This window comes from Pseudomonas sp. BN607 (assembly GCF_029871175.1).
Lineage (GTDB): Bacteria > Pseudomonadota > Gammaproteobacteria > Pseudomonadales > Pseudomonadaceae > Aquipseudomonas.
Genome location: NZ_SSOE01000066.1, coordinates 119,282 through 139,201, shown reverse-complemented (window position 1 = coordinate 139,201; position 19,920 = coordinate 119,282). Strand labels below are relative to the sequence as shown.

Genomic DNA, 19,920 nt, shown 5'->3' with positions numbered 1-19,920 from the left:
GACATGACGCAACGTACCTTTCTGATCACAGGAGCCAGCAAGGGCATCGGCCGGGCAATCTCCGAGCAACTGGTGGAAGAGGGCCATCAGGTCGTTGGTATTGCTCGCCAGGCTGATGATGTCAGCTTCCCCGGCGAATTGATCGCCGGGGACCTGAGCGACTCAGAGCGTTTGTTTGCGATGCTGGCGGAATTGACGAAACACTACGAGTTCGACGGCCTGGTAAACAACGTCGGCTTGGTCCGTCCCCAGATGTTGGAAGACGTTGATCTGGCAAGCTTCGATGAGGTTATGCGGGTTAACTTGCACCCCGCGCTGCAGGCGACCCAAGCGCTGCTGCCAGGGATGCGCAAGCGCTGTTGGGGGCGCGTGGTGAACATCTCCAGCCTGACCGTGCTTGGTATTCGCCAGCGCACATCTTATGCGGCCGCCAAGGCAGCACTGATTAGCTTCACTCGCAGTTGGGCGCTGGAACTGGCACAAACCGGAATCACAGTTAATGCGGTCGCTCCAGGGCCGGTCGAGACCGAACTGTTCCGCGGCGGTAATCCGGTGGGCAGCGCAGGCGAAGCTGCCTATATCGCCGCGGTGCCGATGGGGCGGCTAGGGCAGCCACAAGAGGTCGCGTCGGCAGTGGCCTTCCTGCTCGGAGAGGGCAGCGCTTTCATTACTGGGCAGACAATCTACGTTGACGGTGGCGCATCGATCGGTCGAAGCGGTCTTTGATAACAGGAATAGCGCCCTAATTGCGAGGCTTGGCCAACCAACGGAAGCGGGTTGGCTTGAGCCTAACGGCCCACTCGAAATCAAGAACATCATCTGACTCATGAGCAGGGCTTGTTGGGGGCTTAGCGGGTGGCAAGTCAGAGCGGCCTGTATTGACTGGATCGGAGACCCCAATCGATACCCCCATTGAGGTAGCGGTGTTGGTTAAAAGGCTCAGGGATACGATCGAGCTGTCTCTAACCTGTTTACTCAGCACAGCACAAACGTTTACCAAATTGGATGTTCACCTAACAGCGACCTTATGTCCTGAAGTTCAGACATGCGGCACCTTTACGATCGTGGTGAGCAAATAACCTTCTTTTAATCTAAAAGCTTCAGCCTTAGTTTTCAGCCTCGCCAAAAACCGTAAGACACCCCGGGCGTGCCAAGTGACAGGCCCATCACACTTTTATGCCCGCACAGATGAAGAAAACGACCAACACTCTTAGAGGCAACACACATGACTATCCACTGGAGTTTTGACCCTGTCCTGGTGACTTTCGGGCCATTCACTATCCACTGGTACGGGGTACTTTTCGTCGGAGCATTCCTGGCTGCGCAAAGAATACTCAGAGGCATCTTCAAGGCTGAGGGCGTCAACCCGGATTACGCAGAGCGGTTATTTTACTACGCGGTTGTCGGCGCCATAGTCGGCGCGCGACTTGTCCATTGTTTCCTTTACGACCCTGAATACTATCTCAGCAATCCTTGGTCGATCCTCCGTGTTTGGGAAGGTGGCCTGGCTAGCCACGGTGGAATGATCGGTGTACTGATTGGACTATGGTTTGGATCTCGATCATTGAGATCGGAGATGCCCCTCCTCTGGCTGATCGACCGAGCAAGCCTTCCCGCAGCATTGGGATCAGCGTTTGTACGGATCGGCAATTTTGTGAATTCTGAGATTCTGGGCAAGCCTACCTACTCAGACTGGGGCGTCGTATTTCAGTCTGTTGATGCAATGCCACGCCATCCCGTTCAGCTCTATGAGGCGGTAGCCTATCTGCTGACGTTCTTGGTTCTGCTTGGTTGCTACAAAAAATTCAAGCACAGCACTCCCCATGGCCTGTTGTTTGGAGTGTTCTTGACCCTGGTGTTTTCGGCACGCTTGGTCCTCGAGTTTTTAAAGGAGCCACAGGCCGCCTACGAGGCCTACCAGCTGTTCAGCACAGGTCAATACCTAAGCCTTCCAATGGTATTGATAGGCGGGATGCTGACCTGGTGGTCGATCGCTTGTATTGCACGCGATGACAAGAAAATGGCTGGGTCAGCACAGGCTTAACCCAAGCGGTGTGGAGAAGGTGGATGATGCGTGTGGATGAAGGCGCAGTCTGCCCCCTAACGCGCACAGAAGCAGTCTTTATAGGCAGGGGCTCCCGCTCTCAGTTCGCCGGGGAAGCTGGCATCCCCAGCCTGGCGAGCGATACCAACGACTTGATGGCGCTCCTCCGCCAGTTGCTCGGAGATTGCCCGGCCGATGCCTTTGCTGGCTCCTGTAATAAGAAAAGTACGTTGCGTCATTGCATGTCTTTACCATTAGTGTTTCTGCAGACGATGCAATATGGCTTGACCCACCTGGGCCGCTGACGCCGGGTTCTGCCCAGTGATCAATTCGCGGTCGATGACAACATTAGGCGCCCACGGCGACGGGTTGCTCTTATACTGCCCGCCAGCTCGCTCCAGGGCGGTCTGCGGATAGAACTTCATCTGCCCTCCGCCGAGCAGGCCCTTGGCCTGTTCTTCTTCCTGATTGCTGATGACTGTCATGCGGTAACCGGTATAAATCCAGTCTTCAGGCATTGCTGTCCGGTTCCCGTTCTCCAGTGCCTGGATCAGCTTCTGCGGCCGTTCCAGCGCCGAAAGCAGAGCAATAGGACCGTGGCAGACCAGCGCGGTTGTTTTGCCTTCGGCGTGGAAAGCGCGAAGCAGGCGCCCCAGCGCCGGGTCGGCGAGTAGGTCTTGCATCGGGGCATGGCCGCCAGGCACATAGACTGCATCGAACTTGCTATAACCAATCTGCTCCACGCGGGACAGACTGATCACCGGCGAATGCTTCGCAGAAGTAAGCTGCAGCTGATCCAGCAGCGCCAGATATTGCTCCAGTTGCTTCGGATCGTTGCCGAAGTACTGGGCCGCGGCCGAGCTGCGGTCCAACGTCGGCGCGCGACCGAGGGGAGTAGCGAAGGTTACGTGATGGCCTGCGTCCAGCAGCGTTTTGGTCGGTTCCAGCAGTTCGTTGAGGTAGAAACCGGTTGCAAATGCCTTGCCGTCGCGAAGCTCCAGGTGGCTCTCGTCAGACAGTACCACAAGGACGTTCGCCGCATGAGCGCCCAGACTCGCGCTGCCTATGACAGCAGCCAGGGCCAGTCGTTGGTAAGTGCGCATAGCATTCCCTCCATTCAGGCACAGGCGGGATGCCGTGCACTGACCGACACTTTATTGGCGATCAGACAAGCGATAAATTGGGCCTGTAGAAAAGCATTTTTGCTTTGGAGAACAAAATGGCGCGACGGTTTGGCCACCTGGGGGATGTCGAGGCGCTGCTGGAAGTGGTCGAACGTGGCTCGCTCAGTGCAGCAGCGGTGGCCTTGGCGACCACCCCGTCGGTGGTTAGTCGGGCCATTTCGCGGCTTGAGTTGCACCTGGGGGTGCAGTTACTACGCCGTACCACGCGTCGCTTGAGCCTCACCGACAGTGGCCTGGAATACGTCGAGCAGGCGCGCGCTGCGTTCCAGCAGATCGCCAGCGCAGAGCAAGCCCTGAGCGGCCATGGCGAAGTACAGGGCCGTGTGCGCCTGAGCGCACCGACCACTTATGGGCATCACCGGTTGCCGGCCATGCTGGCAGCCTTCGCCCTGCGCTATCCGAAAGTGCAGGTCGAGTTGAACATCACCAATCGTAATGTCGACCTGGTGGCCGAAGGGTATGACCTGGCTATTCGCCTTGGCGACCTGCCGGACAGTAGCCTGGTGGCGCGTCGGCTAGAGGAGGCTCGACTATGCCTGGTGGCCGCGCCAGCTTACCTCGCGCGTGCCGGCAGGCCGCAATCACTGGCGGAGCTGGCCGGACACAATTGCCTGCCTTTCATCATGCCCAGCAATGGCAGGCCAGGCGTTTGGCAGTTCCGTCAAGGAGAGGAGGAGCTGCTCTTCGTTCCGCAGGGAAATCCGGTGGTGGCGGACGATGTGCTGGGGTGCATCTCACTGGCCGAGCAAGGTGTCGGGATCTGCCAGACCTACGAGTTCATAGTCGCAGAACGCCTGCAGCGGGGCCGGTTGGTGCGCTTGCTGGAGGATTACGAGGGGGCCCGACGGCCCTTCTCGGTCATCTATCCGCCACATCGCCAGCTGTCGGGGGCTAGCAGGGCATTGATCGATTCTTTGATGACAACGGGCCGCAAAGCGGCACTCGATCCCAGCATCTAAGCTGAGGTTCAGCGCCCTTCTCGCCCCGAGCCGACACCATGCCCCACCCCACTCGTTTCGACTGGCAACGCTGGTTACCCGGCCTGGTCACCCTGCTCCACTACAAGGCAGCCTGGCTACCCAAGGACATCGCCGCCGGCCTGGTGCTCACCACCATGCTGGTGCCTGTGGGCATCGCCTACGCCGAGGCTTCCGGCGTCCCCGGCATCTATGGCCTGTACGCCACCATCATCCCCCTGTTGGCCTATGCCCTGTTCGGTCCCAGCCGTATCCTGGTGCTGGGCCCGGACTCGGCGCTGGCCGCGCCGATCCTGGCGGTGGTGGTGCAATACGCGGCCAGCGACCCGCAGCGGGCGATCGCCATCGCCAGCATGATGGCCTTGGTCGCCGGGGCGTTCTGTGTGATTGCCGGGCTGCTGCGCCTGGGTTTTATCACCGAGTTGCTGTCCAAGCCCATCCGCTATGGATACATGAACGGCATCGCCCTGACCGTATTGATCAGCCAGCTGCCCAAGCTGTTCGGCATCAAAGTCGACAGCGAAGGGCCCTTGCGCGACCTTTGGTCCTTGGGCCAGGCGCTATACGCCGGCCAAGGGCACTGGCCAAGCTTTGTCGTGGGTGCCGGTAGCCTGGCGCTGATTCTGCTGCTCAAACCGTTCAAGCGCCTGCCGGGCATCCTGATCGCCGTGGTACTGGCGACGCTGGCAGTGAGCGTGCTCAACCTCGATCAGATGGGCGTCAAGGTACTCGGGCAATTGCCCCAGGGCCTGCCCGGCTTCGTCTTCCCCTGGGTCAGCGACATTGACCTGGTCGAGGTGCTACTGGGCGGGATTGCAGTGGCGCTGGTGTCGTTCGCCGACACCAGTGTGCTGTCACGCTCCTATGCCGCGCGCCTCAAGATGCCGGTGAACCCCAACCAGGAAATGTTCGGCCTGGGCGTGGCCAACCTGGCCTCGGGGCTATTCCAGGGCATTCCGATCAGCAGCAGTTCATCGCGCACCCCAGTGGCCGAAGCCGCCGGCTCGCAGACCCAGCTCACCGGCATCATCGGCGCGCTGGCGGTAACCCTGTTGCTGCTGGTAGCGCCCAATCTCATGCAGCACCTGCCCAACAGCGCTTTGGCTGCGGTGGTGATTGCCGCTGCACTGGGGCTGTTCGAGTTTGCCGACCTCAAGCGTATCTTCCGCATGCAGCAGTGGGAGTTCTGGCTGTCGTTCACCTGCTTTGTCGGCGTGGCAGTGTTCGGCGCCATTCCCGGTATCTGCATTGCCGTGGTGGTGTCGGTGATCGAGTTCCTGTGGGACGGCTGGCGGCCGCACCACGCGGTGCTTGGCCGGGCGGATGGGCTGCGCGGTTACCATGACATGCAGCGTTATCCACAGGCCCGGCGTATTCCAGGGCTGGTGCTGCTGCGCTGGGACGCGCCGTTGTTCTTTGCCAACGCCGAGCAGTTCCAGAACACAGTGATGGCGGCGGTAGACGCGTCGCCAACGCCGGTACAGCGGGTGGTCATTGCCGCTGAGCCGGTGACCAGCATCGATATCACTTCGGCGGACATGCTGGCCGAACTGGACCGGGCACTGGAGGCGCGGGGGGTGGAGTTGCAGTTCGCCGAAATGAAGGACCCGGTGAAGGACAAGATGCGGCAGTTCGAGTTGTTCGAGCATATGGGGGAGAAGGCCTTTCATCCAACGGTGGGCGCAGCGGTGGATGCCTACCTGGAAGAGAGCGGGGTTGATTGGCAGCCCTGAATGGCCTGGGGGAGCGGCCTTAACTGCGAAGAAGCCCGCGCCGATTCCGAAGCCGGTCAATCCAGATCAACATGGCGCTGGCGTACACCGACACCGCCAGAAACAGCGCCATACGCACCGCGAACGCCTTGTACACATCCTGCCCACCTGCACTGTCCTGCACCGATTGCCCCAGCAAGATCAACATGGTCGTCAGGCAACTGACCCAGTACGCCGGGCTCTGCCGATTCGGCACGGCCTGGTACAGCCGCCGCGCCTGCCAAAGGGCGAACAGCAGCACCCACAGGAAGAACATCCACAGGTGCACGAACAGGCTCAACGCCCCCCACAGCAGTATCGCCAACACGCCAGCAAGCAAGGTTGAGCCGATCAGCTCCCGGCTGGCGTGCCGCGCACGGGTTTCGCCGGCCTGCTGCCCTACGCTGACTGCTTTCATGATCAGCGGCATGTACTGGTCCGGGGCGATCAGCGCCAGCAGAAAGGCCGGCATCACGATCAGCGTGGCACGCAGCGCCACCCAGCTGACATGCTCGCTGCCCAGCAGCGGCGGCACCGGTTGTGCTGGCGCATTGGCAGGTTCAGGGAACAATGTATGCGCCACCGACGTGCCCAGCACTGCCAGCAGCATGCCTTTGGCCAGCGCTTCGACCACCGACAATGCCAGGGTGAAGTCACTGGTGCCGGCAGCAGCGATCATGGTCAGGCCGACCACCAGCAGGTTGGCCAGCAGGCCGTTGCCGCCCTTCAGTGCATAGCGCAAGGTCAGGAAAACACCCACCCCGACCAGTAACACCCCGGCCAACGGCGCATGGCGCAACAGCGGAATCAGCAGCAACCCGCTGCCGCAAGCGAGCAGCACCAGTAGCGCCAGGGCCGGTGCTGCACGCAGGGGCAATGGCTGACTGCGCATGGCCAGCAACAGTACCGCAAACACCGGTGCCAGGATCGGCACCGGCAAGCCGATACCAAAGCTCACGGCCAGGCACAGCGATACGCCCCAGGCCAGGCGCAGTCCCCGCAGGCGGCGCCATTCAATAGGCATACGACAGCCAGCTCATCAGCCACATGAACAACCGGCCTAGCAGGTTCAGTGGGTTGCCTTCGCTGGGCAGGGCCATGACCTCGGCCTGACCACCGACCCGCAGCATGGTCTTGTCCTGAAGCTGGTCGCGCTCCAGCTCCACAATCACTGGGAAGCGCTGCGCCGAACGCAGCCACTCGCGGCTATTCTGCACGGTCGGCAGCGTACCCGGCGGCGTGCTCTGACCCACGCTCACGCCATAGCCAATGCTGCGTATACGCCCTTTCAACACGGTGCCCGGCAGCGCATCGAGCACCACCAGCACCGGGGTTTCAGGGCGCAAGCGACCGAGGTTGTTCTCGGTCATGTCGGCACTTATCCACACATCATGGATACTGATCAGGCTCATCATCGGGCTGCCCGCCCCGACATAGTGGCCAACGTCTGTGCGCAGGTCGGTGATCAACCCGTTCGCGTCGGCACGCACGACGGTACGGGCAAGGTCCAGGCGGGCCTTTTCCACATTGGCCGCAGCACTGCGCAGCTGGGCGTTGTCTTCCTGTGCCCCGCCCTGCTGCTCACGGGCGCGCTCTACCTCTGCGCGGGCTGCCGCCACTTGGCTGATGGCCTGGTCGCGGGTGGCCTGGGCGCCTTCCAGGCGGCGCACCGACACCGTACCGGGGTCCTCGTCAATCAGCCGTTTGAGGCGCTCGGCGTCCTGGCGCGCCTTGCGTTCGTTGGCCTGGGCGGCCACCAGCGCTGCCTGCGCCGAATCGATGCCGGCGGTACTGGCGCCGATTTGCCGGCGCACGGTATCGAGGTCGGCTTCGGCACGGGCCAAGGCAATGCGGTACTGCTCCTGATCGAGTTCGAACAGCACATCGCCCTGGCGCACCTCCTGGTTGTTGCCTACGGCCACACGCTTGATCTGCCCGGCCACTTCGGCGGCCACCGGGACCACGTAAGCCTGCAGGCGAGCTTGCTGGGTATACGGGGTATAGCGGTCAGCCAGCAAGTACCAGAGCAGGCTGACCGCAATCAGCAGCAGCACCCAGCGCATGCCGCGATCCGGGGCTGACGGGGGCGGCGTTGGCGTGGCGTCGCTCATTCGGTTTCACCTTGTGCATGCGCGGTGGGGGCTGGCTCGTCGAGCAACTCGCCCCAGTCGGTGCGTTGCTGCATTTGCTGGCGGGTGGCCGGGTCGATCGGCGCGCGGCTGGCGTCCCAACCACCCCCCAGGGCCTTGTACAAAGTCACCAGGCTGCTGACCGCGTTGCCACGGCTGACCAGGTAACCGTCCTGTTGCTGCAACAGCAGTTGCTGGGCGTCGAGCACGCGCTGGAAATCGGCGAAGCCTTCGCGGTACTGCGAACTGGCTAGGTTCAGCGAGCGTTGCGCAGCCTGGGAGGCCTGGTCGCGAATGGCAGCACTCTGCAGCGAGCGCACCAGACCGCTGGCGGCATCGTCGGCCTCACGGGCGGCTTCGCGCACGCCCTGGTGGTACAACTCGATCAGTTGCTGCAAGCGGGCATCTTCCACGCGTACGGTGTTCTTGCGCCGGCCATAGTCGAACGGGTTCCAGATCAGGCTTGGGCCAGCCGCCAGGTCGAAGGTGTTGGGCAGATGATTGGCCGATAGAAAGGTCCAGCCGATACTGCCAAGCAAGCTCAGCTGTGGATAAAGATCGGCCTCGGCCACCCCGACCAGCGCCGACTGCGCCGCCACTGCCTGCTCGGCGGCACGGATGTCCGGGCGGCGCTGCAGCAGGCTGGCCGGTACATCCTGCAGCACTGCCCGATCTGGCAAGGGCAGTTGGCCATGGCCGGCCGCCAGCTGCGGCAGCGGCCCAGGCGGGCGGCCGAGCAGCGAACACAGCACATTGCGCAGGGCATTGAGCTGGTTCTCGAACTCGGGAATGGTGGCCTGGGTCGCCAGGTATTGAGTACGCGCCTGCTGCCAGTCGAGTTCGTCATTTTCACCGTGGCGGAACAACCGCTCGGTGATCTCCAGGCTACGCGCCTGGCGCTTGGCGTTCTCTTGGGCGATAGCCAGCCGAGCTTCGGCGGTACGCAGAGCAAAGTAAGTGTCGGCCACCTGCGCACGCAGCAGCACCATGGCGTCGGCGTAATTGGCCTGGGAGGCAAAGTAGACGGCGTCGGCACTTTCGATGGCGCGACTGAAGCGGCCCCAGAAATCGATTTCCCAGCCGATGTCGAAACCGACGCTGGATTGCCAGAACACCGAATCACGGGCGGTGGAGGTACCTGACTGGTCCTGCTTCAGATACAGGCTCTGCGCACTCAGTTGCTGCAACTGTGGATAACGCCCGGTCTGCACGATCGCCAACTGGGCGCGAGCCTCCGCGATACGCAGGCCCGCCACGCGCAGGTTGGTGTTGTTGGCGTCGGCCTCGGCAATTAGCGCGTCCAGCATCGGGTCGGCAAACATCCCCCACCACGCGCGCATGTCAGGGGTGGCGGCGCTACGCCCTGCCTGCTCCAGCAAAGGTGTGCTCCAGCCGTCCAGCCACGGCGCCTGGGGCGTTTCGAAATCGGGGCCGACCTGGGTGCAACCAGCCAGTAGCATCAGTAACACCAGGCCATGGCAACAGTTGGGCATGGCTCAGGCAGCAGGGGGTGCTGGTTGCTCCGGCACCTGCAGCGCAACCCATTGCCAGAACAACACATAGGTCACGCCGAGGATTACCGGGCCAATGAATAAACCGATGATGCCTTTGACCACCATGCCGCCCAGCGCCCCGATCAGTACCACCGGCATTGGTACATCGACCCCGCGCCCCAGCAGCAGCGGCTTGAGCACGTTGTCGGCAAGGCCGGCGACAAAGGTGTAGACGGCAAAAATGATGGTCGCCACCGTGAAGCCTTCGGCGTTGAACACATAAATGATCACCGGCAAGGTCACCAGCGTCGCCGGGGCCTGTGCAATGCCCAGCATGAGGATGACGATGGCCAGCATCCCGGCACCGGGAACCCCTTTGACGATAAAACCAACACCGATCAGCAGCATCTGGATGAAGGCAATGCCGATCACCCCTTGTGCCACCGCGCGAATGGTAGCCGTACACAGCGTGGCCAAGGGTTTACCGCGCTCTGCGCCTGAAACCCGCATGGCGATACGCTGCGCAGCGATTTCACCTCGTTCACCGAAGGCCATGATGACCCCGGAAATGAGGATCGCGCCGATGAACAGCAGGAAGGCCCCACCGGCGCTGGCCGCAGCGCCCAGCACCGTCAGCCCGGCCCCCTTGATCTGGGGCAGCCATTGGTTCAGCACACTGGCCATGTTTTCGGAGGCCGCCAACCACAGCGCATGCACCTTCGGCCCGATCAGTGGCCAGGTCGCCACGGAATCAGGCGGGACCGGCACACTCCAGGCGCCGGTCTTGAGTAGCGTCACCAGGCTGTCCACCGATTCGGCGATGGACATCATCACCAGGTAGACAGGCACCAGCAGCACCACCAGTACCAATAGCACTACCAGCGTCGCCGCATAGCCTTGCTTGAGCCCGGTGCGGCGCTGGATACGGCAATGCAAGGGGTACAACGTAACCGCCAGGATCACCGCCCACAGCATCAGCTCCAGGAACGGCTGAAACACCTGAAAGGCGAAGATCACCAAGGCTGCCACCAGACCGGCCTTGATGAGCACATCGAGCAAGCCCCGCGACAGGGCGCTGTCCAGTTTGAAACTCGACTGCATGATTCACCTCCCGTTACTCAATGCGCCAGCTAGGCGCAATTCACTGGCCCGTTTCAGGGGATGCCTGCACAGGGCTCTCATCGCGCAGCTGCCGCGCCAGGGCCATCATGACCAAGGGCACCACCGCCATCGACAAGGTGATGGCCAGCACCAGCAGGTCGTGTACCTGCTGTGTGAGCACTTGGTGCGCCAGCGCCAGCTTGAACACCACAAAGGCGAACTCGCCCCCCGAGGCCAGCACCACACCCAGGCAAAGCGCCTGGGCCTTGTTGAGCTCGCCCAGCGTGCGCCCCAGCCCATACAGCAAGGGCAGCTTGATCGCCACCAGCAGCACGGTCAGGCCTAGCACTATCAGCGGCATGCCAAAAAGCAGACGCAGGTCGGCGCTCATGCCTACACCTACGAAAAACAGCCCCAGTAGCAAGCCCTTGATCGGCTCGATCTGGGTTTCCAGCTCGTGGCGAAAAGGCGACTCGGCCATCAGCACACCGGCCAGAAACGCCCCCAGCGCCATCGACACGCCCACATGCTCCATCAACCAGGCGGTGCCTAGCACCACCAGCAATGCCGTGGCGGTCGACAGCTCAGGCAGGCCCGACCCCACCGTCCACTTGAATACCGGGGTCAGCAGATAGCGGCCGAAAACGATCAGCAGGCCGATACCGACAGCCACGGCCAGCAACGGCCAGGCCCCTTCGTCGGCAGTGCTGACATCGCCACCGAGCAACGGCACCACGGCAATCAAGGGAATGGCGGCAATGTCCTGGAACAGCAGGATGGCCACGGCCAGGCGGCCATGAGGTTTACCCAGGTCCTTGCGCTCGGCCAGTACCTGCAAGCCAAAGGCGGTGGACGACAGCGCCAGGCCCAGGCCCAGCACGATAGCGGCAGGTTTCGATTGATCGAACAGCCAGAATGCCAGTAGCCCAAGCAGCACTGCGGTCAGCCCCACTTGCAAACTGCCGACGCCAAATAGCGCCCGGCGCATGGTCCAAAGGCGCCGCGGGGAAAGCTCCAGGCCAATCACGAACAACAGCATGACCACGCCCATTTCCGACAGCCGCGCCACGTTGTCCGGGTTGCCCAACAGCCCAAGCACCGACGGGCCAATCAAGATTCCCGCCAAGAGGTATCCCGGCACTGCGCCCATTTTCAGACGCTGCGCCAGCGGCACCAGAAGCACCACAGCCAGAAGAAATACCACCGTCGCCTGCAGCAGGCTGCCGTCATGTGGCATGAGCTCGTACCTTCGCAGCTCCCGGGAGGGAGGGGTTCAGAAGCGTTCTTCGACGACCTTGAACGGGTAGGCGACAGCCTTGTACTTGCCGATCTTGCCGCGTTTGGGCAGCTTCACCAGCTGGTCGCGGGTTATGTCCTGATAGGGAATGCGGCTGAGCAGATGGCTGATGATATTCAGCCGGGCGCGACGTTTGTCGTTGGAATGGGCCACGAACCACGGTGCCCATGCGGTATCCGACGCCTGGAACATGTCGTCCCGCGCCTTGGTGTAGTCATCCCAGCGGGTATACGACTTGAGGTCCATCGGCGATAGCTTCCACAGCTTGCGGCCGTCGTTGATGCGATCCTGCAGGCGCCGGGTCTGCTCTTCGGCGCTGACTTCAAGCCAGTACTTGATGAGGATGATCCCCGAGTCGACCATCACCCTCTCGAACCCAGGGACACCGGCCAGAAACTTGTCCGCTTGCTCGCCGGAGCAGAAGCCCATCACCCGCTCAACGCCCGCACGGTTGTACCAACTGCGATCGAAGATCACCACTTCACCTGCCGCTGGCAGATGGCCCAGGTAACGCTGCAGGTACATTTGCGTCTTCTCCCGCTCGGTCGGCGCGGGCAGTGCTACCACCCGAAATACCCGCGGGCTGACGCGCTCGGTAATAGCCTTGATGGTACCGCCCTTGCCGGCGCCATCACGGCCTTCGAAAACAATGCATAGCTTCAGGCCCTTGGCCACCACCCACTCCTGCAGCTTCACCAACTCTACATGCAGGCTCTTGAGGGCTTTTTCGTAGGCCTTGCCGCCCAACTTTTCTGATTGCTCCTGGGAGGGCTTCTTCTTGGACGGCTTCGACATGACACTCTCCTGAAGGTGAATGAAGCTTCAGTATGGTCGACGAATACCAGTTTGCCGCTTCGCTTGCAGATTGGTGCAGGGACTGTGGCAGGCTTGTCACTTCACAAATTCCTGAACTGATTATTTGCTGCCAGCGATTTTTCCCCCCGGCAAGCGCCACCAGAATCGCTTCACCACAATCACAAAAACCGTGAGGCCACTCCCGTGGACCAGACACTTCAGGTACGGCAAGCCGCCGCCGACCTTGTTGCCGCCTTCGCCAGCAACGATACCGCCCGCTATTTCGCCTGCTTCAGCGAAGACGCCACCTTCCTTTTCCACACCTTGCCGCAACCGCTACTGTCGCGCCGTGCCTACGAAGATCTCTGGGCCCAGTGGCAGGCCGACGGCTTTACCGTGCTGGCCTGCGAATCGGGTAACGCCCAAGTGAGCCTGCAGGGTGACGTGGCGGTCTTCATGCACGATGTGGCCACGCATATCCGCATTGCCGGTGAAGAACACCAGTTGCGCGAGCGCGAGACCATTGTCTTCCGTCGCCACGGGGACCAGTGGCTCGCCTGCCACGAGCACCTGTCGGTCGTATCACCGGCCTGATCACCTTTATTGCGGCCCTGCCGCCCTGCCATCGCACCCACAAGAAGGCCCGCGCACGCGCCGGCCCACAACAACCGCGCTGGAGCATTACCATGAGCCACTCGACCGGTATCGAGACCAACGGCGTCGAACAGATCCCCGCCGATCAACGCGACGCCTCCCCGCTGGACCTGTTTCGTTTGATCTTTGGCGGCGCCAATACGTTTGCCACGGCCGTGCTGGGCAGCTTCCCGGTGCTGTTCGGGCTGTCGTTCCAGGCCGGTGTGTGGGCCATTCTGCTCGGCGTTGGCGTCGGCGCGCTGATCCTTGCCCCGATGGGGCTGTTCGGCGCGCTGAACGGCACCAACAATGCTGTATCGTCGGGCGCGCACTTTGGTGTACACGGGCGCATCGTCGGCTCGTTCCTGTCGCTACTCACCGCTGTGGCGTTCTTCTCACTGTCGGTATGGAGCTCGGGTGACGCCCTGGTCGGTGGCGCCAAACGCCTGGCCGGCCTTCCGGAAACCGACCTGACCCTGGGCCTGGCCTACGGCCTGTTCGCAGTGCTGGTACTGGTGGTGTGCATCTTCGGCTTCCGCTTCATGCTGTGGGTCAACAAGATTGCCGTGTGGGCTTCGAGCCTACTGTTCCTGCTGGGCATCGTTGCCTTTGCCGGGCCGTTCGATGCGGGCTACGCGGGCAGCGTCAACCTCGGCTAGGCCGGCTTCTGGGCAGCGTTCGTCGGCGCAGCGATCCTGGCCATGAGCAACCCGGTGTCGTTCGGTGCGTTTCTGGGTGACTGGTCACGCTATATCCCGCGTGAAACACCCAAGGCGCGCATCATGCTGGCCGTGATTGCGGCCCAGGGTGCCACGCTGATTCCGTTCCTGTTCGGCCTGTGCACCGCCACCCTGGTGGCCACCCAGGCACCGGACTACATCGCCACCAACAACTATGTCGGCGGCCTGCTGGCCGTTGCCCCTGGCTGGTTCTTCCTGCCGGTGTGCCTGATTGCCGTGATCGGCGGCATGTCCACTGGCACCACCGCCCTGTATGGCACCGGCCTGGACATGTCCAGCGTATTCCCGCGCCTGCTCAGCCGCGCAGGCGCCACGCTGCTGATCGGCGCGCTGGCGATCGGCTTCATCTTCATCGGTCGCTTCACCTTCAACCTGGTGCAAAGCGTGTCCACCTTTGCCGTGCTGATCATCACCTGCACGAGCCCGTGGATGGTGATCATGATTCTCGGCCTGATCACACGCCGCGGCTTCTACCACGCCGATGACCTGCAGGTGTTCACCCGCGGCCAGCGTGGTGGCCACTACTGGTTCCTGCACGGCTGGAACTGGCGCGGCATGGGGGCATGGATCCCCAGCGCGGCGGTCGGCCTGTGCTTCGTCAACCTGCCGGGGCAGTTCGTCGGCCCGCTGGGCGACCTGGCCGCTGGCGTCGACCTGAGCCTACCGGTCACCCTTGGGTTGGCAGGGGTGCTGTACCTGCTATTGCTCAACCTTTTCCCTGAACCTGCTGGCGTGTATGGCCCTCAGGGCCCGCGCTGGGTGCGCAGCAAAAGTACTGCGCACACGCCTGTAACCACTGCCGAAATGGCCTGACTGGAAACCGACCATGACCACTTCCCACTACATAGCCGGCCGCTGGGTCGAAGGCCAAGGCAGCGACTGCATCAGCGTCAACGACCCTGCGCTGGGGCAACCGTTCGCCGAACTGATGGCTGCCAGCGTCGAGCAGGTCGACCAGGCCGTGGCCGCCGCCCGTACTGCCCTGCCCGCCTGGAAAAGCACCGGCGCCAGCGAGCGTGCCGCTTACCTGCGAGGCTTTGCCGAACAGCTTGGTCAGCGCCGCGAAGCGCTGATCACCCTGCAGATGCGCAACAACGGCAAGCCGCGCCACGAGGCAGAGATTGACCTGGACGACGCCATCGCCACCTTCGGCTACTACGCCGAGCTGGCCGAGCAATTGCCGGCAAAAAACCGTGACGTGCCGCTGGCTGCGCCGGGCTTCACCGCCCGCACTCGCCTGGAGCCGGTGGGCGTGGTCGGCCTGATCGTGCCGTGGAACTTCCCGCTGGTGACCAGCGCCTGGAAGCTTGCCCCGGCCCTGGCCGCCGGCTGCACCGTGGTGCTCAAGCCTTCGGAGGTGACCCCGCTGGTCGAGCAGGCCTACGGCCAGATCGCCGACACCTTGGGCCTGCCGGCCGGGGTACTGAATATCGTCAACGGCAAAGCCGAGACCGGTGCCGCGCTGAGCAGCCACAACGGCCTGGACAAACTGTCGTTCACCGGCAGCAACAGCGTAGGCAGCCAGGTGATGCGCAGTGCGTCGGCGCAGTGCCGGCCGGTAACGCTGGAGCTGGGCGGCAAGTCGGCGATCGTGGTGTTCGATGATTGCGATGTCGACCAGGCTGTGGAATGGATTGTCGCTGGCATAAGCTGGAACGCCGGGCAGATGTGTTCAGCCACTTCGCGCCTGCTGGTGCAGGACGGCATTGCCGATGCCCTGCTGCAGCGCCTGCAGGCGGCGCTGGAAAACCTGCGGGTGGGCAACCCGCTGACCGAAGAGGTCGAAATGGGCCCGCTGACCAGCCAAGCCCAGTGGTTGAAGGTTGCCAGCTACTTTGCCACGGCGCGTGAAGAAGGTTTGCAGTGCCTGGCCGGTGGCAAGACACTGGACCGCGACGGCTGGTTCGTCAGCCCGACGCTGTATGCCGATGTGCCGAAGGATAGCCGCTTGTGGACCGAGGAAATCTTCGGCCCGGTGCTGTGCGCGCGGCGCTTTGCTACCGAGCAACAGGCGATCGCCGAAGCCAACGACAGCCGTTTCGGCCTGGTGGCGACGGTGTGCACTGCGGACCTGGAGCGCGCCGAGCGCGTGGCCGATGCGCTGGAGGTTGGCCATGTGTGGATCAACTCGGTGCAGGCGGTGTTCGTCGAGACGTCGTGGGGCGGTACCAAAGGTAGCGGGATCGGCCGTGAACTGGGGCCTTGGGGGTTGTCGGCCTACCAATCGGTCAAGCATGTGACGCGGTGTTTGGGGTGATGGTCGCCAGGTGCCTGTCACAACATTTTCAGCGCCTGTGAAATCGAGCGCCGCCCGCGCGGCGCATCGCGACGCAAGGCCGCTCCCACATCTGTTTCGGGCCAGTTACTCCTGCTCCTTTGGCGCGCGCACCCTTGGTGCAGGGCTGGCGATAGCAGAAGAGCAAATGATCAGCTATCGCTATCGAATGGAACAAACAAGGGGGGCGCGCGCCAATACCACAGGAGTGATTGGCCCGAAACAGATGTGGGAGCGGCCTTGCGTCGCGATGCGCCGCGCGGGCGGCGCTCGATCCAACAGGCGCTGAACTACTCATGGCGAACACATGGTGGCCCTCACCCAATCTCCAGCCATGCATTCCCAATCAATCCCTCGTAAGAAAAATCCCAACCTAAAACCAAATGCTTCAAGAACAACCTGATTGGGAATTATCCTACGCACGGCGCTGCCGTTTCTCTGTTGTTGATTATCAGCATCAGGGCTAATTTCCCTGTGTCGTCAAATTCGGCGACCGGGTGTGAGAGCCTGTGTTGATCTAGCTGCAACCTCAGCGGTAGCTGTGCGCGGGCAGGATTCGTCCTGGCCGGTTTCCTAGATCACCGGTCTCTCACCCCGCGTACAGCTGCCACCCAAACCTGTGAGAGGGAATGGGCATCAGCTCCTGACCGATCTAGGAGTAATGCATGAAAAAAGTAGTCCCTGATCCACCCGCCAAAACCTCCCCCCGCACGTTCTACACCATCAACAACGACATGCCCTCGCCCGAGGCGCTGCTGTACGCTTCCCAATTGCTGCGCGGTATCGAAGACACTCTGGACGAATACATCTGCGGCAATGCCGGCGAGCCTGGCATCGGAATGTTGGTCAATACCGTGCATAACGTGCAGATGGTCAGGGCGCTCAATGAACTGGTCCTGATGCGAGATGTAGGCGAAATCACAGGGCATTGAAAATTGATTTGCGGGTCGTTTCGCAAGACCGCTCCCACAGGGGCCCTGCTAACTCGAAGAGTTATATACAGTCCTGTGAGAGCGGCGATCCAACTTACCCCGAGACGGCCCTTACGCCGATTCATCAGCGGGGCGCGTACCCTCTTGCACCAGCACCATGCTCTGCGGCGAAGACAGCGGAATGCCCTCGTCACGCAACCGCCCAAGAATGGTGAACAACAGGTCGCTCCGGGTCCCCGACACCTGCCGCGGCCCCGCTACATAACCACTCACGCCAATCACCATGCCACTGGCCGTCAGGTCCTTGAACGACACCGACGTCGCCGGGGCATCCAGAATCGCTTCATGTTCGTGGTAGGCCGCCAGCAGCAGCTCGCGCACCCGGTTAGCGTCAGTTTCCAGCGGCAGGGTCAGGGTGATGCCGACCACGCCAAGCGCATTGCCCATGGTCACGTTGCGCACGTTCTGGGAGATGAACTGCGAGTTGGGCACGATCACCGTCGAACGGTCGGACATCTGGATTTCGGTGGCGCGCACGTTGATGCGGCGGATATCACCTTCTACACCTGCCAGGCTCACCCAGTCCCCCACTTTCACCGGGCGCTCGGTCAGCAGGATCAGGCCTGAAATGAAGTTCTGCACGATTTGCTGCAAACCGAAACCGATACCCACCGACAGGGCACTGACCACCCAGGTCAGGCTGGTGAGGTTGATACGCAGGGTCGACATCACCAGCATGGCCAGGAACAGGAAGCCCAGGTACCCCACCAGGGTCACCAGCGAGGCGCGCATGCCAGCATCCATATCGGTTTCCGGCAACAGGCGCTCACTCAGCCAGCGCTTGACCACGCGAATGGCGAACATGCCACCGAGGAAAATCCCCAGCGCCAGCAGGATGTCCTGCGGCACGATGTTCAGGTTGCCGAGCAGCTTGCCGCCGGTCCCGTCCCAGTCGCCCAGGCTCAGCAGCAGCTCGCTCGGGCTGGTGCCCGATGGCATCAGCGTCAGCAACAGTGCCAGGAACAGCACCACGGTACGGCCGATACCGGCCAGGATGGTGCTGGCCTGGGCCTGGTGACGTGGCGCCAGGCCCAGGGTAGAGGCCAGTGCCAGGCCACCGGGCAGGCGTGGTGACAACAAGGTCTCGCACAGGTCACCGAGGAAGGTGGTCAGCAGGTAGGCGCAGGTGACCACAAGGCTGACCCACAGCAACTTGGCCGTGAGGAAGTAGGCCAGCGTCAGGTAGCCGGTGACCAGGGCCAGCAGGATCAGCGTCAGCCAGATGACCATCACGAACGGGATCAAGCCGGCCAGGCCGGTCGGGCGCTCCAGGTCATGCGTACGCAGTGTGCGCCGGTAGCGCAGCAGCGCGCCGGCAAAGGTCATCGCTACCACCAGCGCGGTCAGGCCGTTGACGGCCACGGTCAGCGCCAGGCTGGCGCCAATCACGCTGTTGATACGCTCCATGGTCATCATGCCCATGAGCGCCAGCGCGAGCACCTTAGGGAACCAGCCCAGCGCGCTGGCCACTTCGTCATGAATGGGTGGCAGGCGCCATGACGGGCGCTGCAACATCAGCATGGCACGGCCCAGGCCAGTGATGAAGGCGCTGAACACCACCAACGCGAGCACATGGTTGACCAGGCTGGCGATATCGGAGCCCAGCTCGGCACTGCTCTCAAGCCCCCAGCGCAACAGCGAAACCGAACCGGCGATCGTGCCCAGTGTGGCCAGGCTCACACCCAGTGCCAAGGCACTGCGGCGTAAACGGCCCTCGGGCAGCCACCTGACCATGGCACTGGCCAGCAGGCGTTCTATCCACAGGCGCACCAGGGTCCACACCAGGATGGCAGCTACCAGGCTGGCCATGAACAGCCAGCGATGTTCGGCGCTGAAGGCACTGCCGATGGCATCAGCCACCTCACCGCGCAGGTCACGCAGGCGCGCCACGTCGTCCTGGGTGGGGCGGATGATGCTCTGCCAGAACGCCGGGCTCAGTGGCGTAGCCGCGCGGCTGGTGATCTGCGAGTTGAACTGGCTGCGGCGCAGGTTGACGATCTGCGTAGACAGGTCGCGGGCCGACTGGGTCAGCTTGGTGGCCTGCTGCTGCTGGGCCACCAGGGCCTTTTTCTCGGCCTCGAGGGCTTTGCGCTGTTGGGTCAGGGTGGCCGCCTCGTCTGGCTGCGCCGGGCCAATCACCTTGAGCTTGTCGTCGAGCTTTTCCACATCGGTGGTGCGCTGCGCACTCAGGGCGTCCGCCTGGCGTTGAACCTGCATGGCTGACAGGCGTAACTGCGACAGCACGTCGTCATTGGCTTCGCTGCTAACGCCCTGGCGAATCTGGTCCAGGCGATCGCTCAACTCTTCGATGCTGGCGTTTTCATCCAGTGCGGAGGCTTCGGCGTTGGCCAGGTTGGACAAAGGGGTGGCCGGGGCCGCCCAGGCCGGGCTGGCAAGTACCAGCATCAGGGCCAGCATGGCCATCAGGCCAGGGCAAAAACGAACAAGGCTGACACGCCTCATCGAATATTCCTCTTCACAATTCGATTTGGCGGTGGATTCTACGCGG

General features: G+C 62.4%; 15 protein-coding genes and 2 pseudogenes. 8 read left to right on the top strand and 9 right to left on the bottom strand.

Going from position 1 to position 19,920, the window contains the following annotated elements; genetic code table 11:
• The first annotated feature begins 3 nt into the window (after positions 1-3).
• Positions 4-726 carry an SDR family oxidoreductase gene (locus E8E68_RS23625; RefSeq protein WP_280345403.1) on the top strand — a complete coding sequence of 241 codons (723 nt, stop codon included), beginning with the start codon at positions 4-6 and terminating at the stop codon, positions 724-726.
• A 499-nt stretch (positions 727-1,225) separates the two neighbouring features.
• A complete protein-coding gene (gene lgt / locus E8E68_RS23620; protein ID WP_266028636.1) occupies positions 1,226-2,044 on the top strand; it encodes a prolipoprotein diacylglyceryl transferase in 819 nt (272 codons plus the stop codon).
• Between the two features lie 95 nt (positions 2,045-2,139).
• Here lgt and E8E68_RS23615 read toward each other — a convergent pair.
• Both E8E68_RS23615 and E8E68_RS23610 read right to left on the bottom strand, forming a co-directional pair.
• Positions 2,140-2,283: pseudogene (locus E8E68_RS23615) on the bottom strand (SDR family NAD(P)-dependent oxidoreductase); the annotation flags it as partial.
• A 15-nt stretch (positions 2,284-2,298) separates the two neighbouring features.
• On the bottom strand, positions 2,299-3,147 hold the full coding sequence (locus E8E68_RS23610) for a type 1 glutamine amidotransferase domain-containing protein (RefSeq protein WP_266028640.1): 849 nt from the start codon (positions 3,145-3,147) through the stop codon (positions 2,299-2,301).
• A 116-nt stretch (positions 3,148-3,263) separates the two neighbouring features.
• On the opposite strand from E8E68_RS23610, the gene E8E68_RS23605 reads away from it, so the two are divergent.
• Positions 3,264-4,187, top strand: coding sequence for a LysR family transcriptional regulator (locus tag E8E68_RS23605; RefSeq protein ID WP_004575690.1), 924 nt, complete (start codon positions 3,264-3,266; stop codon positions 4,185-4,187).
• 38 nt (positions 4,188-4,225) lie between these two features.
• Positions 4,226-5,938: a sulfate permease gene (gene sulP, locus E8E68_RS23600; RefSeq protein ID WP_280345389.1), complete on the top strand. Its 1,713-nt coding sequence runs from the start codon at positions 4,226-4,228 to the stop codon at positions 5,936-5,938.
• Between the two features lie 19 nt (positions 5,939-5,957).
• On the opposite strand, the gene E8E68_RS23595 is transcribed toward sulP, so the two are convergent.
• The 6 genes from E8E68_RS23595 to ppk2 are packed head-to-tail and all read right to left on the bottom strand — an operon-like array spanning position 5,958 to position 12,771.
• Positions 5,958-6,980, bottom strand: a complete 1,023-nt coding sequence (locus E8E68_RS23595) for a DUF2955 domain-containing protein (RefSeq protein WP_280345387.1) — start codon at positions 6,978-6,980, stop codon at positions 5,958-5,960.
• Entirely contained in the window at positions 6,970-8,067 is a 1,098-nt protein-coding gene (locus E8E68_RS23590) for an HlyD family secretion protein (protein ID WP_280345384.1), read from the bottom strand. Before E8E68_RS23590 ends, E8E68_RS23595 begins: the two co-directional genes overlap by 11 nt.
• The gene (locus tag E8E68_RS23585) at positions 8,064-9,578 is read right to left on the bottom strand and encodes a TolC family protein (protein ID WP_280345381.1); all 1,515 of its coding nucleotides are present in this window, start codon (positions 9,576-9,578) and stop codon (positions 8,064-8,066) included. The genes E8E68_RS23590 and E8E68_RS23585 overlap by 4 nt, the downstream gene beginning before the upstream one ends.
• 3 nt (positions 9,579-9,581) lie before the next feature.
• Positions 9,582-10,679 (bottom strand): AI-2E family transporter, encoded by a 1,098-nt coding sequence (locus E8E68_RS23580; RefSeq protein WP_266028646.1) that lies wholly within the window; start codon positions 10,677-10,679, stop codon positions 9,582-9,584.
• Between the two features lie 40 nt (positions 10,680-10,719).
• The gene (locus tag E8E68_RS23575; protein ID WP_266028648.1) at positions 10,720-11,916 is read right to left on the bottom strand and encodes a monovalent cation:proton antiporter-2 (CPA2) family protein; all 1,197 of its coding nucleotides are present in this window, start codon (positions 11,914-11,916) and stop codon (positions 10,720-10,722) included.
• 36 nt (positions 11,917-11,952) lie between these two features.
• On the bottom strand, positions 11,953-12,771 hold the full coding sequence (ppk2, locus tag E8E68_RS23570; RefSeq protein WP_266028649.1) for a polyphosphate kinase 2: 819 nt from the start codon (positions 12,769-12,771) through the stop codon (positions 11,953-11,955).
• Between the two features lie 204 nt (positions 12,772-12,975).
• Here ppk2 and E8E68_RS23565 point away from each other — a divergent pair, with 204 nt between their 5' ends.
• The 4 genes and pseudogenes from E8E68_RS23565 to E8E68_RS23550 all read left to right on the top strand — a co-directional run bounded on the left by E8E68_RS23565 (position 12,976) and on the right by E8E68_RS23550 (position 17,351).
• Positions 12,976-13,365, top strand: a complete 390-nt coding sequence (locus E8E68_RS23565) for a nuclear transport factor 2 family protein (RefSeq protein ID WP_280345378.1) — start codon at positions 12,976-12,978, stop codon at positions 13,363-13,365.
• A gap of 92 nt (positions 13,366-13,457) precedes the next feature.
• Positions 13,458-14,957, top strand: a pseudogene (locus E8E68_RS23560) (cytosine permease).
• Between the two features lie 13 nt (positions 14,958-14,970).
• Entirely contained in the window at positions 14,971-16,401 is a 1,431-nt protein-coding gene (locus E8E68_RS23555; protein ID WP_266028652.1) for an aldehyde dehydrogenase family protein, read from the top strand.
• A 683-nt stretch (positions 16,402-17,084) separates the two neighbouring features.
• Positions 17,085-17,351, top strand: coding sequence for a hypothetical protein (locus E8E68_RS23550; protein ID WP_266028653.1), 267 nt, complete (start codon positions 17,085-17,087; stop codon positions 17,349-17,351).
• 111 nt (positions 17,352-17,462) lie between these two features.
• On the opposite strand, the gene E8E68_RS23545 is transcribed toward E8E68_RS23550, so the two are convergent.
• Positions 17,463-19,874, bottom strand: coding sequence for a DUF3772 domain-containing protein (locus E8E68_RS23545; RefSeq protein ID WP_266028654.1), 2,412 nt, complete (start codon positions 19,872-19,874; stop codon positions 17,463-17,465).
• Between the last annotated feature and the right edge of the window lie 46 nt (positions 19,875-19,920).

Excerpts from the sequence above, each read along its gene's own strand:
- E8E68_RS23625 (WP_280345403.1), top strand. The coding sequence starts at position 4 with ATGACGCAACGTACCTTTCTGATCACAGGAGCCAGCAAGGGCATCGGC.
- lgt (WP_266028636.1), top strand. The coding sequence starts at position 1,226 with ATGACTATCCACTGGAGTTTTGACCCTGTCCTGGTGACTTTCGGGCCA.
- E8E68_RS23610 (WP_266028640.1), bottom strand. The coding sequence starts at position 3,147 with ATGCGCACTTACCAACGACTGGCCCTGGCTGCTGTCATAGGCAGCGCG.
- E8E68_RS23605 (WP_004575690.1), top strand. The coding sequence starts at position 3,264 with ATGGCGCGACGGTTTGGCCACCTGGGGGATGTCGAGGCGCTGCTGGAA.
- sulP (WP_280345389.1), top strand. The coding sequence starts at position 4,226 with ATGCCCCACCCCACTCGTTTCGACTGGCAACGCTGGTTACCCGGCCTG.
- E8E68_RS23595 (WP_280345387.1), bottom strand. The coding sequence starts at position 6,980 with ATGCCTATTGAATGGCGCCGCCTGCGGGGACTGCGCCTGGCCTGGGGC.
- E8E68_RS23590 (WP_280345384.1), bottom strand. The coding sequence starts at position 8,067 with ATGAGCGACGCCACGCCAACGCCGCCCCCGTCAGCCCCGGATCGCGGC.
- E8E68_RS23585 (WP_280345381.1), bottom strand. The coding sequence starts at position 9,578 with ATGCCCAACTGTTGCCATGGCCTGGTGTTACTGATGCTACTGGCTGGT.
- E8E68_RS23580 (WP_266028646.1), bottom strand. The coding sequence starts at position 10,679 with ATGCAGTCGAGTTTCAAACTGGACAGCGCCCTGTCGCGGGGCTTGCTC.
- E8E68_RS23575 (WP_266028648.1), bottom strand. The coding sequence starts at position 11,916 with ATGCCACATGACGGCAGCCTGCTGCAGGCGACGGTGGTATTTCTTCTG.
- ppk2 (WP_266028649.1), bottom strand. The coding sequence starts at position 12,771 with ATGTCGAAGCCGTCCAAGAAGAAGCCCTCCCAGGAGCAATCAGAAAAG.
- E8E68_RS23555 (WP_266028652.1), top strand. The coding sequence starts at position 14,971 with ATGACCACTTCCCACTACATAGCCGGCCGCTGGGTCGAAGGCCAAGGC.
- E8E68_RS23550 (WP_266028653.1), top strand. The coding sequence starts at position 17,085 with ATGAAAAAAGTAGTCCCTGATCCACCCGCCAAAACCTCCCCCCGCACG.
- E8E68_RS23545 (WP_266028654.1), bottom strand. The coding sequence starts at position 19,874 with ATGAGGCGTGTCAGCCTTGTTCGTTTTTGCCCTGGCCTGATGGCCATG.